We start from the raw sequence: 20,984 nt of genomic DNA on the forward strand, positions 1-20,984 counted from the left end.
TCAGGTGTTCAATCTGTATTTTAAAGTATTCCACCTCAACGCTTAATCATTATATCACTATAAAAATTTATGTCAGTTGTATTTTCTTTACAAATTCATTTCAATTCTTATCATTCTTGTAACCTTACTGTTTTATTTTATTTTTTTCAAATATTTTACTTATATTTTTAAAAAAACCGGTCATAAAATTTTCACAATAGGTTTCCATCCCCATTCCTCTCTATAAAACGACTTCTTTTTGGGATTGGATAGATTTCTTTTGTTACAAATAAAAAAAGCAAAATCCAGACAATTAGATCAAATATGTCGGAATTTCGACTTTTTTCTTTTTAATTCTTTATTCTTCTATAGCAGAAACTTTACTTCTCAAATAAGCCTGTATAAATGGATCTATTCCACCGTCCATGACCTGAGCGATATTCCCTGTTTCGAAATTTGTACGATGATCTTTTACCATTGAATAGGGATGGAAAACATAGGATCTGATTTGAGAACCCCAGCCGATTTCTAATTGCTCGCCTCTGATAGCAGCCATTTCTTTTTCTTGTTCTTCTACTTCAAGTTGGTATAATTTTGCCTTCAACATACTCATAGCTTGATCTCTATTTTTTAATTGCGAACGTTGCGCTTGACTTGCAACGACTACACCTGTTGGTAAATGTGTGATTCGAACAGCTGAATCGGTTGTATTGATATGCTGTCCACCTGCTCCAGTTGCTCGGTAGGTATCTACTTTTAAATCATCTGAATTAATTTTAATGTCTACACTATCATCTAGTTCCGGTATAACATCAATAGAAACAAACGATGTGTGTCTTCGTCCTGCAGAATCGAAAGGCGAGATCCGTACTAAGCGATGCACCCCTTTTTCAGCTTTCAGATACCCATATGCATTTAGACCTTTAATCAGCAAGGTTACACTCTTAATACCCGCTTCATCTCCAGATTGATAATTTAACGTTTCAATTTTGAAACCTCTTTTTTCAGCCCATCGAGTATACATTCGAAGCAACATACTACCCCAATCTTGTGATTCAGTTCCGCCTGCCCCTGGATGAAGCTCAATAATAGCATTATTTTTATCATATGGATCACTCAGTAATAAATCTAATTCATATTGCTCTAATTTATTTAAGAAAGGACTGATTTTACTATCCAATTCTTTTGTTAATTCTTCATCATTTTCTTCTTTTACCATTTCTAACAACACTTCTAAATCTTCTTTTTCGGTTACAAGGTTTGTGTATTGATTGTATTTTTCTTTTAATTCATTTGCTTCGTTAATGATTGTTTGAGCTTTTTGAGCATCATCCCAAAAAGTTGGTTCTGTCATTCTGTCATTGTATTCAGCAATATTTCTTTCCAAAGTCTCTAAGTCAAAGAGACCTCCCAAAGCTATTTATTTTTTTATCTGCTGTCTCTAAATAATTTCTAATTTCGCTTAATTCCATTATTGTCCACTCCAATTCAGAAAGAACACGACTCAACTAACAAATCGTGTCCTTTCTTATGTTTATTCTAGTTTAACTGACTATTAAAAAATCATTTCTGTTTATTTTTCATCTATTTTTCCATGGCAATTCTTATATTTTTTACCGCTCCCACATGGGCAAGGGTCATTACGACCTATTTTAGAGTCATCTATTTTAACCGGTTTTTTCTGAGCTTCTTGAACTACTTGGCCATCACCAGTCGAGCGTGCAGTGGTTCCTTTTGCAACCTGTTCTCTCTTCAAGTTTTGACGGATCTGTGATTTCATTAATAAGCGTGTAACTTCATAATCAATAGAAGCAATCATTTCTTCAAATAATTTAAATCCTTCTGCTTGATACTCTACCAACGGATTACTTTGTCCATATGCACGAAGCCCGATTCCTTGACGCAATTGTTCCATTGTATCAATATGTTCTGTCCATTTGCTGTCCACTACGCGTAAAATAACTACTTTCTCAAATTCTAAGACTTGTTCTTTACCATTTAGCTGTTTTTCTTTTTCAGTATAAATAGCTTGTGCTGCATCTAATAGTACGTTCTCGATTTCTTCAACTGTTTTATTTTCTAAATCACTCATCGCAATATCATCAGGATGAACTAACGAAGCTTGTGCAAAATCAAGAATCGTTTGTAATTTCCATTCTTCAGGTGTTCCTTGAGTATTGATTCGAACAATACGTTCAATTGTACGTTTGATCATCGGAATAGTAACATGTTTTAATGATTCTTCAGCCATAATAACTTCAAGCCTTTGATTATACATGATCTCACGCTGTTCACGCATAACGTCATCATATTGTAAAACATTTTTACGTGTATCATAATTATTTCCTTCGACACGTTTTTGAGCAGATTCTACTTGACGCGAAATCATTTTACTTTGGATCACGGCATCTTCTTCGCTAACTTTCAAACGTTCAAGAACAGCTTGGATACGTTCTGAACCAAATCGCTTCATCAATTCATCTTCTAAAGAAAGATAAAATTGAGTAACACCGGGGTCTCCTTGACGACCAGAACGTCCTCGCAACTGATTATCGATACGACGTGATTCGTGGCGTTCTGTACCAATAACACATAATCCGCCTACTTCACGAACACCTGCACCTAACTTGATATCTGTTCCACGTCCAGCCATATTTGTTGCAATAGTAACGCTGCCTTTTTGGCCAGCATTTGTAATGATTTCAGCTTCTTTAAAATGATTTTTAGCATTCAGAACTTGATGAGGTATTTTATTTTCTCTTAATAACCCTGATATCAATTCAGATGTTTCAACAGCTACCGTTCCAACTAAAATTGGTTGTCCATTAGCATGGCGTTCTTTAATTTCTTCAACAACAGCATTGTATTTGCTTTCCAATGTCGGATAAAGCAAATCTGGTTTATCGTCACGGATCAGCGGTTTATTCGTTGGTATTGCGACAACATGAATATTGTAGATTTCACGGAATTCTTCTTCCTCTGTTTTCGCTGTACCAGTCATACCTGCTAATTTTTTGTACATACGGAAATAGTTCTGGAATGTTATATTCGCCATTGTTTTTGATTCATTTTGTATTTCTACGTTTTCTTTTGCTTCAATAGCTTGATGCAAGCCGTCTGAATAACGGCGGCCTTCCATAATACGACCAGTAAACTGATCCACGATCATTACTTTGCCTTCTTGAATAACATAATCAACATCATGATGCATAATGAAATTGGCTCTCAAAGCTTGGTCAATATGATGTGTCAAAGCTTGATTTTCTACATCATATAAATTATCGATCCTAAACGTTTTTTCAGCTTTTTCAATACCATTTTCCGTTAAAGCGATTGTTTTAGAAGAAACGTCAATTGTGAAATCTTCTTCTTCCTTCAAACCTTTCACAAAAAAATCTGTTCGATTATAAAAAGCGGTCGATTTTGCTGCTTGACCTGAAATAATTAAAGGTGTTCTAGCTTCATCAATTAAAATAGAATCGACTTCATCGACGATAGCATAACTTAATGGTCTTTGTACCATTTGTTCTTTGTAAACGACCATGTTATCTCTAAGGTAATCAAATCCTAATTCGTTATTCGTACTGTACATAACATCTGCTAAATAAGCTTCACGTTTTTCTTCTGAAGATTTTGAATTCAAGTTTAAACCTACTGATAAGCCTAACCATTCATACAGCTCTCCCATTTCAGTAGCATCACGGCTAGATAAATATTCATTTACGGTTACGACATGTACGCCTTCTCCTGTTAATGCATTTAAATATACCGGCATTGTAGCGGTCAAGGTTTTCCCTTCACCTGTTTTCATTTCAGGAATATTTCCGCGGTGAAGAGTAACCCCACCCATTAATTGAACATGGTATGGATACAACCCTAATACGCGTTTAGCTGCTTCTCTTACAACTGAAAAAGCTTCTGGTAGTAACGCATCTAACGTTTCTCCATCTTGATATCGCTTCTTGAATTCAGGTGTTTTTGCTTTTAATCCATCATCGGATAGGTTAGCCATTTCATTCGCAAGCTCTTCAACTTGCATAGCAATTTTACTTAGATTTTTCAATTCTTTTTTATCATTTTCAATTAAGTTGCGTAAAAAATTCGCCATCAGTCTTTCTCCCCTATTATCTTTATCTATATTTCTGTTTATTTGAGTTTAGTTTGGTTTAATTTCTCTTTTTAGACATGTTGACTTCAGCTTGACATTTGTGCTATTTCTTTTTTCTGACAAAGGTCTCTATTCTTGTTAATTCTATCATTACTGATTCATAATTGAAACCTTTTTATCTACATTACGTACAGCTTATAAGATGCTTTTTGACAAAAAAACAGAAAATGAAAAAACTTCAAAGCAAGAAAGAAGTTTCTCTTGCTTTGAAGTTTTTCAATTTTTTAGTACGATTCGTTATTCTGTTTCGATTAATCCGTATTTTCCATCTTTACGACGATAGACAATACTTGTACCATTTGTATCTGCATCTTCAAAAATAAAGAAGTTATGACCTAACATATCCATTTGCAGAACTGCTTCTTCACTATCCATAGGTTTCAATGAAAGACGTTTTGTTCTAACAATGTTCACTTCATCTTCCATTGATTCTTGCTCTTCACCTGGTAAAGTGGGAGGAACAACAGCATTGGACCCGCGAGTTCTACGATTAATTTTAGTTTTATATTTACGCATTTGTCGTTCAAGTTTATCTGTTACCAGATCCACACTTCCGTACAAGTCAGGTGAGGTTTCTTCCGCACGTAATACTAAATAAGGTAATGGAATTGTTACCTCCACTTTAGCTGTTTTATCGGAATACGTTTTCAAATTAACGTGGGCTGTTGCTTCAGGTACATCATTAAAGTATTTCTCAACTTTCCCCACTTTTTTTTCAACATAACTACGAATAGCTGCAGTTACCTCAATATTTTCGCCACGGACATTATATTTAAACATAAACACTCTCCCCTTTCATCTGATTGTATATCAGAATCAGCATCATCAATTGGACCACTCAAATGATGATCTGCTTACATTAATTATATATTAACCCTCAAAGATTGCAAATAAAATCGATTACATTTAGACACTTTTTAGCGAGAAATTGAGAACGTTTCGATACTTTGTGCTCCATTTTTTAATAAACAGTCTGCAGCATGAAAAAAAGTCCGGCCTGTTGTATAAATGTCATCCACTAAAATAACAGATTTCCCTTTTATACTATCTTGGAAAACTTCATTTAATTTGAACGGTTGAGGAGAAAGCATACGCATTTTCCGATTTTTACTTGATTGTTTTTCCCCAGTTCCACAGTGGATCAAAGCAGGAGTATACTTTACTCCTGCAAATTCCAGCAAGCCTTCCACTTGATTGAATCCTCGCAACATTTTACTTTTATCACTTATTGGTATAGGAATAACTAGTTCTTTTTGCTTACAGAAGAAAGCTTGGATCTCCTTTTTATACAATTCACCAAGCCGATAATCTCCAGCATATTTATAGGCTTCTATCCATTCTTTTATAAATCCATTGTATTGATAAAGAGCCGTATGCTTGAATGGATAATTAGGATATGCGGCTTTCCATTTTTCACAATCTGGACAAAGCCCTTCTTCGATCCAATAGCGACTGCAACCTAAACAGACCGTTCCTTTTAGTAATGAGACTAATTTTCCAGAACATGAATCACATCTAACAGTAGGAACAATTTTAGTAAAAGCAACTAATTCTCTTAACTTGATAACTTCTTTTTGCGTTCTTCCGCACCATAAACAATTCACTTTTTTATCACCAGTCCCCTTTCACGAGCCAAACGATTCATTTTTTTAATTTGGCTGATAGCATTTTTCAAAGCTTTCGTTTGACCGTAATGGAGAAAAAGCACTTCTCCGTTTGGAAAAGCACGGTGTCTGCCTGCACGACCTGCAATTTGAATCAGTGCAGCTTCTGTGAACGTACGATTTTCTGCACCCAGAACGATGACATCGATATCTCGAAAGGTTACACCTCTTTCCAAAATTGTTGTTGTCAGAATAAACTGGTAGACTCCATCTCGCATCTGTTGTACTTTTTCTTTGCGTTTTTTATCTTCTGAAGAGACGCTTGTAAATGAGCACTGTGGGAAAATTTCTTCAAGATGACTGGTCAACTCAATCATCAATTCAATATCCGGTACAAATAAAAGAAATCGGCGTTGTGCTTGTAGCAGCCGCTTGATTTCCTTATAAATGAGAGCCTTTTTCTGCCGTTTTATAATCGCTTTGCGCCAATTACCAGTCCATTTCGCTTTCGGTTCTGGCAAAGCGTATCCATGATAGCGTGCTGGTAAAATAGAAGCTGCTAGTTTTTTTTGCGTGATATCCTGTCTCATCGTTTTATTTGGAGTGGCCGATAAATAAATAAGTGTTCCTATCGGCTTTTTAGCTTTTTGTGCTGCAAATTGAAGGCCTTTATCCGTATCAAATGGAAAAGCATCGATTTCATCAATGATCAAAACGTCAAATGCCTCTCTAAACCGCATCAATTGGTGCGTGGTTGCTATGACCAATTGTGTGTATCGATAAGGTCCTTCCATATCTCCATAGAGTGTAATCTGTGCTACATTTTGAAATGCACTCTTTAGACGAGGAGCTAATTCTAGACACACATCTGTACGTGGTGAAGCAATGCATACTCTCTTCCCTTGCCTTATTGCCAATTCGATCCCGCTAAAAAGCATTTCCGTTTTCCCAGCACCAGCTACCGCCCAGATCAATCTTGTTTCTGCTGCTTTTATTGTTGTTTCAATTTCTTTAGAAGCAAATGCTTGCTGCTCTGATAATCGGCCTTGCCAAGTTAATATGGGTTCTTTTATCGGGAAAAACCGATTTTTTTCTGGAAGGTAGTAAAGCAGACTGCATTTTTTTATTTTGCCCATTTCAAGGCAATGGATACAATAAAAACAATTTTCACCGCAACTACAGGGATTTGATTGTCGATCTTGCAACCGATCAGATCCACAACGACGACACTTCACCTGTTTTCCTACTGTAATAAAACCTGTTGAAATGATTCCTTCCCACCCCTCAGATAAGTCTTCATTCAGCTCATTCTGCAATAACTCTCTTCCCATCAAAAAATTACTCATCATCGCTCACCTCTCTTTATTAATATACGCAAAAAAAGAAGTTGAGAAAAAATCTCAACTTCTTTCGTATATAAAAATAATATAATAGCTTTAAACCTTTGTCTGATCTTCTACCCATGTTATTCCTAAAGCACCTTCACCTAGATGTGTACCAATGACGGGGCCAAAACAACTGATTTCATAACGTATAGCTGGATATTGTTGTTTCAATTTCCCTATCCATTCTAAAGCTTCTGCTTCAGCATTAGCATGAATAATTGTTGCAACGATCGGATATCTTTTTGCAACGTCTTCTCCTAATAACTGTTCAATCCTCTTGAGAGCTCTTTTCTTGGTTCTTATCTTTTCAAAGACAGTAATTTTTTTGTTTTCAAAATACAGAATAGGTTTCACTTTTAATAAAGAACCAATAATTGCTGATCCATTTGAAAGTCGCCCTCCGCGAACCAAATGATGCAAATCACTTACTACAAAATACGATTGCAACGTTACTTTCATTTTTTCAAATTTTTGAAGTATATCTCCAATGGCAGCTCCTTCTTTTGCCATTCTTGCTGCTTCTAGAACAAAGTAGCCTTGTGCTGAGCAACTGATCCCTGAATCATAAGGATAAATTTTGAAATCTTCATACATAGTATCTAAGCTTGCTATTGAATTGTAGGTACCGCTAAGTTCACTTGACAGATGAATGCTTATAACAGCATCATATTTTTTTGAAAGTTCATTGAATAAAGCAATCGCTTGGCCAATAGCTGGTTGAGAACTTGTTGGCAAAGAATCCATTTTTTTGACTCTCTCAAAAAAATCAGTATTAGTTATACTTGTTTCTTCTATAGCATCAGTGCCCATAATAACCGATAATGGCAATCGGTAAATAGAATACAGTTCACATTGTTCATCCGTTAGATAAGCGGTACTATCTGTTACCACGGCAATTCTCAAATCATCACCTCACTATCGTATTTTTTTTATTCACAGTCTAGCGTTCAAACTAAAAGTATAGCATATTTCTTTTGCTGTTCAACCATCTTATTTACTCTACCCATATTCGCTTTTTTTCTATGATTGGTCTTGTTGAATATTCATACTAAAGGTACACTATCTAGATAGAGCAATTCATTCCGATTAATGAGAGGACTATTTATGTTAAATCACTACTATACAATTGAAAAAGATGGCCAATTTGAATTAGAAATTAAAAAATCTCGTTTTATTTGCCATTTAAAACGTGTAACGAGTGAAATAGAAGCTCAAAACTTTATTCAATCTATTAAAAAAGAGCACCACAAAGCTAATCATAATTGTGTAGCTTACTTGATTGGCGAACATGATGAGATCCAACGTGCTTACGATGATGGAGAACCTTCTGGTACGGCTGGTGTTCCTATGTTGGAGGTTTTGAAAAAAAGACAATTAAAAAATGTTGTTGTGGTGGTCACACGTTATTTTGGAGGTATAAAACTTGGAGCAGGTGGATTGATACGTGCTTACGGAAAAGCTGTCAGCCAAGGATTGAATAATAGCGGAATTGTTGAGAGAAGATTGCACACCCAGATCGTCGTTGTCACTGCTTACCCGGTCTCAGGAAAATTAGAAAATGCTCTTCGTGAAGCAGGCTACATGATCAAGGATATTCTTTATTCGGATGTAGTTTCTTTCGTGTGTCTAGTTGATCAAGAACAGCTGAACCAGTTTCAAACAGAAATTATTGAGTGGCTAAATGGACAAGTAAGTTTTAAAATAGGGAAAGACGTTTATTGTGACAAAAAAATCACAAGCTGAATATTAAGATATCGTTACTTTTTTCAAATAAACTTTCTACTTGTTTTTATTCATGATAAAATAAACAGGTTATTTCAAACCACAGTTTTCTCGTATAAACCTCTACTTGATTACCTAAAAAGCAAAATGATTTTTTGAAGGAGAATGAGCGTGAAGAAACATTCTAATACTAGTAGAAGTGCATCATATACCACCAAAAGAAAAAAACGGAAAAATATTATTATCCTAAGTATATTGATTCCAATTTTGGTCATCGTTTTAGGATTAGCGGTTTATGCAGCTATTCTTTACGCAACTGCTCAAAAAACGATTGACGATTCTTATCATGAACTAGGACGCAACAAAGAGATTGAAGTAGATCCAATTAAAGAAACAACCTCTATCTTGATCATGGGGATTGATGATACCGAAGATAGAAAGCTTGGCAGTTCTAGAACAGATTCACTTATTTACCTTACTATCGACCCTAATAGCCATGAAGTCAATATGGTCAGTATTCCTAGAGACACGTATACTCCAATCATGTACCAAGAGGAATACTTAGGAGAAGATAAAATCAATGCCGCTTATAGTGCAGGGGAAGAGCAGGCAACAATCGAGACTGTTGAAGAATTACTAAATGTTCCTATTCATTACTATGTAACATTTAATTTTGATGCCTTTTTGAAAATTATAGATGCTTTAGGTGGAATAGAAATGGATGTTCCAATAACTTTTTCAGAACAAAACTCTGACGGCAAGATGGATCAAATCACTTTAGAAAAAGGCTATCAGACTCTAAATGGTGAAGAAGCTTTAGCCTTGGCTCGTACAAGGAAAATTGACAATGATGTTATGCGTGGCGAAAGACAGCAACTTTTGATCCAAGCTATTGTGGAAAAAGCCCTTAGTGTCGGTTCGATCACTAAATACACAGACGTCATTGAAGCCGTTGGTTCAAATATGCGTACTGATTTAACGTTTAATGAAATGCTGGGAATTGCTCAAACTGGACTAGAGGGTCCCTATAAATTCAACTCTTATACTTTTGAATGGACCGATTTCACATTGTACGGAGCAAGTATGGTTGAACTTTATCCCGATAGCGTCGATTTTATCAGTCACCGTTTCAGAGTAGCACTAGGATTAGATTCTTTAGATGAACGAGATGCTGAAGACTATGAATTTGAAACAAACGGCATAACAAATTACGCTTACTAGAATAATTTAACTCATCATTTCTTACACAACTTGATCAAATACAAAATGGGCACAAANNTTTGTGCCCATTTTGTATTTAGCGTTTTCTATTCAGCCTATTAGCAAATCGTTTTAATCTTGATAATAAGGGTCTTCTTTCTTCACTCACTAAGCCGATCAATTCCATGAATAATTCTAAACCAAACAGCAAGCCAATGGTCAACATTATAGAACCTATAACGTTAGACAATGGATACATCAATGCAATCAATGAAAACATAGCCGCAATGCTATAAATAGCAAGTACTGTCTGTCTATGGGTCAAACCTAATGTCATTAAGCGGTGATGCAAATGCATTTTATCTGCACTAGAGATTGGTTTGCGATTTAAACGTCTGCGCAATATTGCTGCAATCGTATCTGTTATCGGTATACCTAGTATAACGACTGGTACGATAACCGTAATCAATGTAGCATTTTTCAACCCTTGCAGCGACATGACCGAGATCATAAAACCAAGAAATAAAGCCCCTGTATCACCTAAAAAAATGCGAGCTGGGAAAAAATTATACGGTAAAAAGCCGGTAGCCGCAGCAACTAATGTAAAAATCATTATAGGAACGGCAACATCATCAATCGTTAAAAAGAAAAAGCCAATAATACCCATAGTTGTTAAGGCGATTATGGAAACTCCCGTTGCTAATCCATCTAATCCATCAATCAAATTAACCGCATTTGTAATAGCTAATATCCATAATAACGTTATCGGCAAGCTAAAAACACCTAACTCTATCTCTCCAATTAAAGGCAATGTAACTAGATCCATACGAATATCAGCAACATAATAAATGATAAGGGCTCCTATAGTGATGCCCAACAATTTCATTTTTGGGGTTATTTCGATTAAATCGTCGATCATCCCAGTAATAATAATAACGGTCGAAGCAATAAATAGAGGCAAAACTTGTTTAAAAGGTACAGCTTGCATAAAAAATAATGAAAAATAAAAAGACAAGTAGATTGCCAATCCGCCTAATGTTGGCATAGGCTTTACATTCACTCGTCTTTCACCAGGCTTATCTATAGCATTTACTTTTAATGCTACTTTTTTTATTAGTGGTGTTAGTATAAAACTGATGATGACTGTTAATAAACAAAATACTAAAACTTCGAACATATTATACATAAAAGAGAAACCTACTTTCAAAGCCATTCTTTCTTTCATTATACAAATATAATTACGAAAATACAATTGCAATTTAGTTTTGCCTTTTATGCGTACTGTAAAAATAATAAGAAAAAGATTTACACTAACTATTGGTTAGTGTAAATCTTTTTCTAAATAGAATTCAAATCGTTCACCTACGTATTGAGTACGAACATACTCAAAAGGCAAATTTTCTTTTGAATAGCTGATTTGTTTTAACTGGAGAATAGACTCACCACGTTTTATCGATAAATATTCAGCAATTTTCTCGGAAGCGCACATAGCAGAAATGGTTTGTTCAGCTCGCTTAACGGTAATTCCTTGTTCAGCTTCCAATACTTTGTAGAGTGATTTGGTAATTTCTTGTTTTCCTAATGATTCAACAAGATGATACGGAATCGTTGCCACTTCAAAACAAATTGGGACCTCATCAGCGTATCGAATTCTTTCCATCCTTAAAACCATTTCTTCTGGTTCAAGCTTTAAATTTTCCGCTTCACTTACACTCGCAGGCTTGACATGATAGGAAATTGTTTTACTTGTGGGTTTTCTTCCTTGTGAAGTCATAATATCTGTAAAACTTTGGATACCTGCCATTTTTTCTCGTACTTTTTTATTGGATACATAAGTGCCAGAACCCACTTTCCGCTCTAATATCCCTTCATCTACAAGAGTTTGTACAGCTTGTCTCAGTGTCATTCGGCTGACATTAAATTGGATAGCTAAATCTCTTTCGGAAGGAATACGCTCTCCTATCTTCCATACTTCTTGTTCTATCATTTTTCGTATTTGATTATGAATTTGAATATAAATTGGTGTCGCCTTAACCATGATTTTGCTCCTATCGTTGAATTAATTTCGCCGCTGCTTCGTCTACAATCATAGTCACATTCTCATGATTTTGCAAGATACTTGCAGGAACTTCTTGGGTTACCGGTCCTTCAAGGGCCTTTTTTATTGCTTCTGCTTTTGTTTCGCCATAAGCCATCAAGATAATCTTTTTAGATTTCATAATTGATTTTATACCCATTGAATAAGCTAAGCGTGGAACATCTTCAGCATGATCAAAAAAGCGTTTATTCGCTTCAATGGTGGATGACAATAGCTCTACTTTATGAGTTGTTAAATCAAAAGAAGTTCCAGGTTCATTAAATCCAATATGTGCGTTGCTTCCAATACCTAAAACTTGAATATCAATTGGATGTGTTTTAATAATTTGATCATAACGTTCACATTCTTGTTTTGCATCTTTAGCCATTCCATCGGGCACAAAAGTTTCTTTGAACGGCTTTTTAGAAAACAATTGTTCTTCCATAAAATGATGGTAGCTTTGTGGATCTGTAGGAGCAAGTCCAACATATTCATCTAAATTAAGTGCCGTCATATCTGAAAAATCTACGTCACTTTTGATCATTTCATGATACAACGAAATAGGTGTACTACCTGTAGCTAATCCTAATACTTTTGCTCCTTGTTCCATACCTTCCTTAATCAGTTCGAATGCTTTTTTTCCGCCTTCTACGTTATCCTTCACAATAATTAATTCCATTTGAATTTCCACCTTTTCTTTTCGATTCTAGTTTAATAAACCATTTCCCCAAAACTAAATGTATGCTCTACATCAAATTCACTATTCATCACTATCATATCGGCATCTTTACCCACTTCGAGATTGCCTTTTTTATTCAAACCGAATTCTCTTGCCTGATTGACAGAAGTCATTTTTACAGCATCCTCAATGGAGCAACCTGTAAAAGCCATAATATTTTTAAATGCGTCATTAAACGTCAATACACTTCCTGCTAATGTTCCATCTTCTAATCTGGCCTGATTATTCTTTACTAGGACTTTTTGACCACCTAATTCGCTCTCGCCATCAGGCAATCCTTTTGCACGCATCGAATCAGTAATGACTTCAATTCGGTCTGGACCTTTAATTTTATACGCTAAGTTGACCATATCAGGATGAATATGATAGCCATCAACAATCATTTCTGTATAAATAGCGTCTTCTAGAAAGGCATGCCCCGTTACTCCTGGCTCACGATGATGCAACCCTCTTTGCGCATTATACAAATGTGTAATATGAGAAGCTTTAGAGTCCATCAACTGCGCTCTAGTAGCGTTGCTGTGACCGATTGAAAGGATAATATTATGTTTCACACAATAATCTTCAAATTCTGATGCATCACTTGTTTCAGAAGCATAAGTGACTAAACGAATACGATTTCCACTTAACTTGTTCCATTTTTCCATTTGTTTTGCATCCGGTATGCGAATAAATTTTTCTGGTTGTGCTCCTTTAAACTCTTTTGATACAAAAGGGCCTTCTAAATGGATCCCTTGAATCACAGGATTTTTACTGGCTGCTTCATTGATGGCGATAAGCGCTTTATCAATGGCTTCATAAGACTGTGTCATTGTTGTCGCAAAGTAAGAAGTAATGCCTTCTTTATACATTTCTTGGAGCATCTGATTGATTTCAGCTGCACTGCTATCCATATTATCATAGCTATACCCGCCATGACTGTGAACATCAATAAAACCAGGCAAAACTATTTTTCCAGCAGCCTCTTGTTCTTGATCAGTTGGTTCTTTTTTATAATCACTCATTTTTCCTACCGTTAAAATTTCTTCAGAAAAACGAATAAAAGCATCTTCAATTTTTTCTTCTCCTGTATATACAGTTACATTTTTCAATACATTAACCATTTTTTTATCTCCTTTACTCTTTTTTATCATTATAAGTGGTATAGACCAAAAAAGCAAATAAAAAAAAAGCACTTAATCTTCAAAGAAGTTAAGTGCTTTACTGTAATTTTCACCAACAGTGACATCGTATTGAATCGCATCATAAACCTTTAATAGCTCTTGCGTTTCTTTTGAGAGTTCACCTCGTTTTTCGGACACTGTTTTTGTATCTCGTTCAATATATAACCCTTTTTCAAAAGCCGGTAATGCCTCTTCTAATTCCATCAAAAGAGCATAAAAAGGTGTGACTTGGGCATTAGCAATCTCTAAAATATGATTCATAAAATAGATTGGACTAATGGTCCCTACCGTATCATTATTTTCAGTAAAATTAGAGTAGATAAGCAGCGGAGTCTGATGCATTTTTAAACTTCCGTTGGTTTGTACATTAGATTCACTAAAAAAGCTAGGCAAATGGTCTCCCCAGAAAACAACGACTGTTTTTTCAGGTAACTGCTCTATAGTGGTCAAAAAATCATCTAATGCCTCATCGCTATAAGCTAGATCCTGCAAATAATTAGCTGCTTCTTCGGCATTTCCCGTTCCTTGAGCTGAAAAATCTGTGTTAGGGTATTTACCACTGTAAACCATATGATTCTGCATAGTAACCAAATGAATAAAATCCGATTCTTCTGTCGTTTGCATTTTTTTCAAAATTTCTTGGTAAGCAGATTCATCTGAAATATAAGGATTTTGATCTTTTCTATCTAAAAACGTCATATTTGTTTCATTTAAAAATGTTGTGAATCCTAGATTTTGATACACTTCATTTCGTTTATACATTGTTGTATTGTAAGGATGGATAGCAGTTGTTGCATAACCTTGCTGTTTTAGGTAAGAGACAACCGATGACAGCTCGCTCATCCTAGAAACCAGTTGCGTGTAAGGTGTCGTTAGACTTGCAGACATTGGTTCCATTGACAATCCGGTCAATGCTTCAAATTCAATATTGGCTGTTCCACCTCCATACCCTTGAGATAAAATGTTCCCACTCACTGCTCTTTCCTTCAGAGATCGTATTGTTGGAATAGGATCTTCTGAAACGGTTATCCCATCAAGAGCTAAAGGATCTGAAAAGCTTTCATTCATTACATATATAATATTCACATCATTTATTACTGCTGGTCTGGTTTCGTTTATTTCAGATGCTTTTTTTTCATACTTTTGAACGATATCTATTATTTGGTTTTTCGAATAATCAGCTGGTTTTTCCATTGCATCTACGCCAATATTATACAAAAACCCTCCTATAAATCCATTATTATAATAATTCATTTGCTGGCTATAAGGTATCCAATGAGCGTACCGATCATATGCATACCTCAGTACGTTACCTGGCTGACTGAAACCCATACTGTAAAAAAGAATGCTGCTGGTAATGATGAAAGTACTCCCTCTCGTTAGCCAGCTCAACTTCTTTTTGACCGATTTATCCAATCGTTTGGAACTATCTTTTTTCTTTTTAATAAGAATATAAATACTTAAACTCACTACACCAATCAAAAAAATAATAACCGCTAAAGTCAATTTACTATCGACCATTTGAATCAAAAAAGGCAAATCATTGATCAATAGAAAGTCGGAAGGATACAACGGTTCTCCTCGCAAGGCCATTTTCTGTTGCGTCGCCACTCCTACTGCTATTATGATGACTGTCATAACCAAAACACTCAACCAACGAGAACCGATCACTGCTGCTATCCATAAGTACAGCAGAAATAATAGAAATACTCCCAGTAAAAATAATTCCGTATGCCACAGAAAAATAAAATTAACAGCTAAGGAAAAACTATAGTGATTTTGAAAAAGTTGGAGTAAAAAATTTCCAATGAAGGCTGTACTCAGCCCTACTAAAATCGTTTTCAAACTATTCACAAGAATACTTGACTCTTTATATACAGATCGACTCGTTTTGTATTTGTTTATTTTTTTCATTCTATCCACCTTTGCTAAAAAAATATTTACTTTATTTTTTATTTTTTTTATCTGTTTCCTTCAGAATATAGATTGGTCTCTTCTTCGTTTCAAGATATGTTTTCCCAAGGTATTTGCCTACTATTCCTAAGCAGAATAATTGTAACCCTCCAATAGCCAGTATAATGGTCACTAGAGAAGGCCATCCCGCGGTTGGATCGTCAAATAATACCGTTCGAATGATAATTGCGATCATGAAGAAAATAGCCATTATAAAAGACGTCAATCCAACAAAAGAAGCTATTGCCAAGGGGATATCTGAAAAATCGACAATTGCATCTAATGAATATTTAAATAAAGACCATATCGACCAAGAAGATTTGCCAGCCACCCGTTCTTTATTTTCATACTCTAAATATTTCGTGTCAAACCCTACCCAACTGAACATCCCTTTTGAAAAACGATTGACTTCAGTCATAGAAAGAACAGCCTCTACCATTTGACGAGTCATTAGTCTGTAGTCTCTTGCTCCGTCTACGAATTCAACAGCTGAAATACGATTCATGATCCGATAAAATTTTTTAGCCAAGAATGAGCGAAAAAGCGGCTCACCCTTTCGACTTATCCTTCTTGTCCCTATGCAATCATATACTTCATGTCTTATTAAATGGAGCATTTGAGGCAACAAATCAGGTGGATCTTGCAAATCGACATCCATTACAGCCACATAGTCGCCAGTAGAATATTCCATTCCTGCATATAAAGCAGCTTCTTTCCCAAAATTTCGTGAAAAAGATAAATACTTAATAGAATCGGGGTATTGTTGTGCCATTTCTCTTAATACGACCAAAGTGTGATCTTTTGAACCATCGTTGACAAATATATATTCGATAGTAATGTTCGTTAACGCTGCTCGAATCTTTTCAACCGCAGTAAAAAAGAGGGGGATCGTTTGCTCTTCATTGTAACAGGGAACAACAAGCGAAAGCTTTTCCATTTCCACCCCTTTCACCTCCTTGTCTAATTTTTGAAAAAAACTATAAAAAATTACCGAATTTACAATAACAAAAAAGCTGGAATTTATGTTCCAGCCTTTTATCGGTCTTTATTCTTTATAAAATTAACCTTCATTTCCAAAAATCATCAAATATCGTAATCGGTAAGTGACGTTTATGGTTTGTTTTTAAGAACCAGCTTTCAATTTTTTGAGCTGCTTCTTTTGATACTTCTTTGCCTTCTAAATAATCATCAATTTGATCATAGGTCACACCTAAGGCTTTTTCATCTGGTAAAGACGGTTTATCTTCTTCTAGATCAGCCGTAGGTATTTTTTCGTATAGCTCTTTAGGAGCTCTCAGTTCTTTTAATAGGGCTTTTCCTTGACGTTTATTTAATCTAAAGATTGGATTGATATCTGTCCCACCATCGCCAAATTTTGTATAAAATCCGGTAACGGCTTCCGCAGAGTGATCCGTTCCTACTACAGCTCCGTTATGACTTCCAGCTATAGCATATTGAATGATCATACGTTGACGAGCCTTGATATTTCCTTTAACAAAATCACTAATGGATATGCCTCCATCTTCTAGTGTCTGTACTGTTGCATCTACGCTGGGCTTAACGTTTACTTTAACGATTTTATCTGCCCCGATGAACTCAATGGCATCCATAGCATCTTTTTCATCTGCTTGTTCGCCGTAAGGAAGACGTATAGCAATAAATTGGTATTCGTTATCGCCAGTCTCTTCTCGCAATTCAATTATAGCCAATTGGCTTAATTTTCCGACTAATGTTGAGTCCTGTCCTCCGCTGATACCGAGTACCAACGTTTTTAAAAATAAATGCTTTTTCAAATAGTCTTTCAAAAAATCGACACTTTTTTGGATTTCAACTTTTGGATCAATAGATGGATCAACACGCATTTCTTTAATAATTTGTTCTTTTAATTTTGACATATCTGTATCCTCTTCTCTTCGATTGATCGTTAAATGGAGTATTGCATGATTTCCTCCATGACTCTATTATTTTTTAGTCCAAGAGGTTGAGACTATTTAATGTTCTACTTTGCACTATTTTTCAGCAAATTTCTTTACATTATCACGTGCATTTTCAATAGACTTGATTTTATGATCGTAAGCAGCTTGCGATAAATCAACTGGATAACCTTCTGGATTCAGGTTACGCTTGTATTCTTCCCAGAGCATACCTAAGCTGTTTTTAGCATACATTTTGATTTCGATTAATTTCGGCAGGTCATACACTAATTTTCCATCCACAAAAATATCTTTTAATAAAGGTCTAGCGCTAAAATCGGTTACTGTTTTATTAATATAGGTGTGAACGGGATGGAACATAAACAACTCTTCTTTTTGATCCGGTCTTTCTTCCCATAGTGTAATATAATCTCCTTGAGACTTTCCACCATCATTTTTGGTAATACGCCACACCTGTTTTTTTCCGGGGGTGGAAACTTTTTCAGCGTTACTGGAGAGCTTCAATGTATCTACCATATTTCCTTGCTCATCTTCAATAGAAACTAATTTATAAACAGCTCCCAAGGCAGGTTGATCATAAGCCGTGATCAACTTTGTTCCCACACCCCAAACATCAATGCGGGCACCTTGCATTTTTAAGTTTAAAATTGTTTTTTCATCTAAATCATTTGATGCATATATTTTTGCTTCAGTAAAACCTGCATCATCAAGCTGTTGACGTACCCGTTTTGAAATATAGGCCATATCACCGCTATCAATACGTACACCTAAAAAGTTCATTTTATCGCCTAGTTCTTTTGCAACTCGAATAGCATTTGGAACACCGGATCTTAAAGTATCGTATGTGTCCACTAAAAACACACTATCTTTATGCGTTGTAGCATATGCCATAAAAGCATCATAATCATTTCGATAAACTTGAACTAATGAGTGAGCATGCGTTCCACTGACTGGGATCCCAAAAATCTTACCCGCACGTGTATTGCTGGTAGCGTCGCATCCGCCAATATATGCTGCTCTTGTTCCCCAAATAGCAGCGTCCATTTCTTGCGCTCTTCTAGTTCCAAATTCTAATACTGGTTCATCTTTTACGATCGATTTGATATTAGCAGCTTTAGTTGCAATCAAAGTCTGATAATTCAAAATATTTAAAATAGCCGTTTCTACCAATTGACAATCGGCTAATGGTCCCTCCACTTGAATGAGCGGTTCACCTGCAAAAACAACTTCCCCTTCAATCATGGAGCGGATCGTTCCTCTGAATTTGAATTTTCCTAAGTAATCTAAAAATTCTTCAGGATAAGTAGCTAAACTTCTTAAATAATCGATATCACTCTTTGTGAATTTCAATTTTTGAATGTAATTGATCACACGTTCTAAGCCAGCAAAAATAGCATAGCCGCTTTGAAAAGGGTTATTTCTATAATATGCTTCAAAAACCGCATGAGAATCTGCTTTTCCTAATTCCCAATAGGTCTTTATCATATTGATTTGGTATAGATCAGTGTGTAATGCCCAACTGTCATCTGGATGTATCGTATTCATTACTCTTCCCCTATCTTTAATTTATTCCCGTTAATCATAACATAAAATCAGTGGAAATATAGAGATTTCACGATATTGGCTAGCTATATCCTACCCTATATCAATCCATATATACTCTACCGGTTTCTTTTCCAATACGAACAGATTTTATTGCTTGTTCATAATTTTTTAGACGAACTTCTTTGATTGCTACTTCTCCTGCACGATATTGGATTGATAAGGCGATTTTATCTGAACGATCCTCTTGTTTGGTTACAGCAAAGAAGTGGTGAATAGCTACTTTTTGGTAGGCTGATATAACCAATGCTCTTGGGGTAGAAGCTGTGTAAAGCTCTGTTAATTGTGGATAACAAGCGGCAAGAAAAGTTCCCCGTATACCAAATGCTGTTTTGGAATAAGCATCGTCTCCTTGATGGTGACCAATGTGTCTAAAATTGTAAGAACGATTATCATGTTCCGAAAGATGACCGATGATTTGAATATCGGATGCGGCAGAACTTGTTTCATGAGCTTTTATCTCGATTCCTCCAAAACAAAAAGCTGTATGATTATTTACCAAGGTGACATGTTGCGATCCATCATCCACCTCAATTCCATTTGAATTGGAGTAGCCTTTTTTATGCGAACGGCCACTAGGATGATGGGCATAAGAATTAGAAATAAAAATATAATCACTATGGTGTGTGGTGATACCATCATCACCAAATCCACTAGTTTTTATTTGATCGATCCAAACATACCGACTTCCTCCATTTGCTCTACGGCCATCTCCTGCGTAATTATACAGTGTTGCGGTAACATCGATGCCGTGCAAACCTGGATCAGTTATATTGACATTACGGATCATGGCATATGTTACTTGGGCTAACGTGATCCCGCTTGAGTAAGTCCCTCCACTAGCAGTTTTTTCAGTGCTGCTCAATCTTTTGATATTCCAATCTAAACTCATTCCTTCGATATAAATATGATGATCCCCATTTAAATGATGCTTGTTAGTGATCAAACGTGTCTTTTTTGGAGCATTCTGATGCAAAATAAGAACGGTCTGATTTATGCCGCTTCCGATCAATTCAGTATGAGAAGGGAGTTCTATTCCTCTAACAATGTATTCTCCTGGAGGTATGACCACACGTCTAAACCCCTTGGAAATAGCTTTTTCAAAGGATTTTGTGCAATCTTTTTTCCCATCTCCCACTGCACCATAATCAAGAACAGAAACTGTTTTTGTCCTTTTTTTTAACCAAGTCATTTCAAAATCCAATACCATTTTCCAAAGAGGAAAAACATTTCCTGCTTTACTTACTAAGACTGGTGGTTCTGTCGTAAAATCGTTTTTCTCATAGCTGAGTGCATTTACGCTTAACCAACTGGATTTTTGTTTTGCCAAACTTCCTGTTAAAGTTCGGAAAAGTTTTTCCGTTTTATCAATAGCTTCTAATTTTTTTATCGGGCTGCCATATGCAGGGAAAATAGACGTTAATTTTTGCTGAATGATTTGTTCTTGATCCATTCTCT

At 35.7% G+C, this 20,984-nt stretch carries 16 protein-coding genes and 2 pseudogenes; 2 read left to right on the forward strand and 16 right to left on the reverse strand.

The features are described 5' to 3' along the window. Nucleotides 1–337: 337 nt before the first annotated feature. The 7 genes and pseudogenes from prfB to J7E16_RS09230 form a co-directional block, all read right to left on the reverse strand. Nucleotides 338–1,451, reverse strand: a protein-coding gene (gene prfB, locus J7E16_RS09205; RefSeq protein ID WP_178377443.1) for a peptide chain release factor 2 whose coding sequence is annotated in 2 segments (ribosomal slippage) — nucleotides 338–1,378 and nucleotides 1,380–1,451 — 1,113 coding nt in all. Because the reading frame shifts where the segments join, the coding sequence is not laid out codon by codon here. 101 nt (nucleotides 1,452–1,552) lie between these two features. After that, nucleotides 1,553–1,636, reverse strand: a pseudogene (locus J7E16_RS11635) (SEC-C metal-binding domain-containing protein); the annotation flags it as partial. A 68-nt stretch (nucleotides 1,637–1,704) separates the two neighbouring features. Further along, a pseudogene (gene secA, locus J7E16_RS09210) lies at nucleotides 1,705–4,087 on the reverse strand (preprotein translocase subunit SecA); the annotation flags it as partial. A gap of 297 nt (nucleotides 4,088–4,384) precedes the next feature. Next, a complete protein-coding gene (hpf, locus tag J7E16_RS09215) occupies nucleotides 4,385–4,927 on the reverse strand; it encodes a ribosome hibernation-promoting factor, HPF/YfiA family (RefSeq protein ID WP_034547449.1) in 543 nt (180 codons plus the stop codon). Nucleotides 4,928–5,064: 137 nt separating this feature from the next. Next, nucleotides 5,065–5,751, reverse strand: a complete 687-nt coding sequence (locus tag J7E16_RS11595) for a ComF family protein (protein WP_214891062.1) — start codon at nucleotides 5,749–5,751, stop codon at nucleotides 5,065–5,067. Next, complete coding sequence (locus tag J7E16_RS09225; protein ID WP_251006146.1) at nucleotides 5,748–7,100, reverse strand: ATP-dependent helicase ComFA; 1,353 nt, start codon at nucleotides 7,098–7,100, stop codon at nucleotides 5,748–5,750. The genes J7E16_RS11595 and J7E16_RS09225 overlap by 4 nt, the downstream gene beginning before the upstream one ends. Nucleotides 7,101–7,187: 87 nt before the next feature. Further along, complete coding sequence (locus J7E16_RS09230) at nucleotides 7,188–8,039, reverse strand: DegV family protein (RefSeq protein WP_214891064.1); 852 nt, start codon at nucleotides 8,037–8,039, stop codon at nucleotides 7,188–7,190. Between the two features lie 201 nt (nucleotides 8,040–8,240). Here J7E16_RS09230 and J7E16_RS09235 point away from each other — a divergent pair, with 201 nt between their 5' ends. Beyond that, on the forward strand, nucleotides 8,241–8,879 hold the full coding sequence (locus J7E16_RS09235) for a YigZ family protein (protein WP_214891066.1): 639 nt from the start codon (nucleotides 8,241–8,243) through the stop codon (nucleotides 8,877–8,879). 144 nt (nucleotides 8,880–9,023) lie between these two features. Then, nucleotides 9,024–10,079, forward strand: a complete 1,056-nt coding sequence (locus J7E16_RS09240; protein ID WP_251006147.1) for an LCP family protein — start codon at nucleotides 9,024–9,026, stop codon at nucleotides 10,077–10,079. Nucleotides 10,080–10,155: 76 nt separating this feature from the next. Here the strand turns inward: J7E16_RS09240 and J7E16_RS09245 are convergent, their stop codons facing one another. From J7E16_RS09245 to J7E16_RS09285, 9 genes are all read right to left on the reverse strand, one after another. Continuing rightward, on the reverse strand, nucleotides 10,156–11,235 hold the full coding sequence (locus J7E16_RS09245; protein ID WP_285439403.1) for a glycosyltransferase family 4 protein: 1,080 nt from the start codon (nucleotides 11,233–11,235) through the stop codon (nucleotides 10,156–10,158). Nucleotides 11,236–11,379: 144 nt separating this feature from the next. Then, complete coding sequence (locus J7E16_RS09250) at nucleotides 11,380–12,096, reverse strand: GntR family transcriptional regulator (protein WP_034547437.1); 717 nt, start codon at nucleotides 12,094–12,096, stop codon at nucleotides 11,380–11,382. 10 nt (nucleotides 12,097–12,106) lie between these two features. Continuing rightward, nucleotides 12,107–12,814: a glucosamine-6-phosphate deaminase gene (gene nagB / locus J7E16_RS09255; RefSeq protein ID WP_214891072.1), complete on the reverse strand. Its 708-nt coding sequence runs from the start codon at nucleotides 12,812–12,814 to the stop codon at nucleotides 12,107–12,109. Nucleotides 12,815–12,846: 32 nt separating this feature from the next. After that, nucleotides 12,847–13,977, reverse strand: a complete 1,131-nt coding sequence (gene nagA, locus J7E16_RS09260) for an N-acetylglucosamine-6-phosphate deacetylase (protein ID WP_214891074.1) — start codon at nucleotides 13,975–13,977, stop codon at nucleotides 12,847–12,849. Nucleotides 13,978–14,049: 72 nt separating this feature from the next. Next, complete coding sequence (locus tag J7E16_RS09265) at nucleotides 14,050–15,951, reverse strand: LTA synthase family protein (RefSeq protein ID WP_214891076.1); 1,902 nt, start codon at nucleotides 15,949–15,951, stop codon at nucleotides 14,050–14,052. 31 nt (nucleotides 15,952–15,982) lie between these two features. Then, nucleotides 15,983–16,927: a glycosyltransferase family 2 protein gene (locus J7E16_RS09270; RefSeq protein WP_214891106.1), complete on the reverse strand. Its 945-nt coding sequence runs from the start codon at nucleotides 16,925–16,927 to the stop codon at nucleotides 15,983–15,985. A 130-nt stretch (nucleotides 16,928–17,057) separates the two neighbouring features. Next, nucleotides 17,058–17,885 (reverse strand): NAD(+) synthase, encoded by an 828-nt coding sequence (gene nadE / locus J7E16_RS09275; RefSeq protein ID WP_214891078.1) that lies wholly within the window; start codon nucleotides 17,883–17,885, stop codon nucleotides 17,058–17,060. Nucleotides 17,886–17,999: 114 nt separating this feature from the next. After that, nucleotides 18,000–19,469, reverse strand: a complete 1,470-nt coding sequence (locus J7E16_RS09280) for a nicotinate phosphoribosyltransferase (RefSeq protein ID WP_214891080.1) — start codon at nucleotides 19,467–19,469, stop codon at nucleotides 18,000–18,002. Between the two features lie 100 nt (nucleotides 19,470–19,569). After that, entirely contained in the window at nucleotides 19,570–20,979 is a 1,410-nt protein-coding gene (locus J7E16_RS09285) for a glycosyl hydrolase family 28-related protein (RefSeq protein ID WP_214891082.1), read from the reverse strand. Nucleotides 20,980–20,984 lie beyond the last annotated feature (5 nt).

This window comes from Carnobacterium sp. ISL-102 (genome assembly GCF_018612935.1).
Lineage (GTDB): Bacteria > Bacillota > Bacilli > Lactobacillales > Carnobacteriaceae > Carnobacterium_B > Carnobacterium_B alterfunditum.